The 693-nt window shown below is 72.9% G+C and carries 1 protein-coding gene; it reads left to right on the plus strand.

What is annotated here, in order from left to right; all coding sequences use genetic code 11:
- Positions 1-84 precede the first annotated feature (84 nt).
- Entirely contained in the window at positions 85-642 is a 558-nt protein-coding gene (locus tag D7W81_RS41405; protein ID WP_120560761.1) for an FxsA family protein, read from the plus strand.
- The last annotated feature ends 51 nt before the right edge of the window (positions 643-693 follow it).

A 693-nucleotide genomic window follows, 5' to 3' on the forward strand; every position in this document is an offset into this window, starting at 1 on the left:
CCGCCGGCGCCACCAAGACGCGGCGTGACCCGTGGGTGAACATCCTGCGCGGCACCGGAGTGAATCTGGCGTTAACGTGCCAGCGTGCTCAAGGTCCTCGTCATCGTCTGCATCCTGTTGCCCCTGGCGGAGCTGTACCTGCTGATCACGCTGGGGCACCACATCGGGCTGGGGTCCACGCTCGCGTTGCTGGCGGCCTCCGCCGTGCTGGGGAGCCTCATCGCCCGGAAACAGGGTGAGAAGGTGTTCCGCAACTGGCGCGAGGCCATGGGCGGTGGCGGCGTGCCCGAGGAGGGCCTGCTCAACGGCGTGCTGGTGCTGGTGGGCGGCGCGCTGCTCATCGCGCCGGGGTTCCTCTCGGACGTGATGGGGCTGGCGCTGATGGTGCCTCCCTTGCGCCGCTGGATGACGGCGCGGGTGCGGCGCTCGCTGGAGCAGACGCTGCGGTCGGGCGCCGTGCGCTTCACGCAGGTCGGGCCCATGCCGGGGCAGGACCCGTTCCTGGACGCCCGCCGCTTCGATTCACAGGAGTCCCCCGCGCCGGCGGAGCCCTCGGAGGGGCCCGCCACCTTCCGCCGCCCCCGGAGCGAAGGGGGCGAGGTGGACGCGGAGTTCACCAGCGACGAGGAACCCCGGGGCTGACGGGGCCGCGCTGGGGTGTGCCGTTCCAGCGGGGGGTGACGGGCGTCGGGG

Origin of the sequence: Corallococcus aberystwythensis (assembly GCF_003612165.1) — a bacterium.
GTDB classification, from domain to species: Bacteria; Myxococcota; Myxococcia; order Myxococcales; family Myxococcaceae; genus Corallococcus; species Corallococcus aberystwythensis.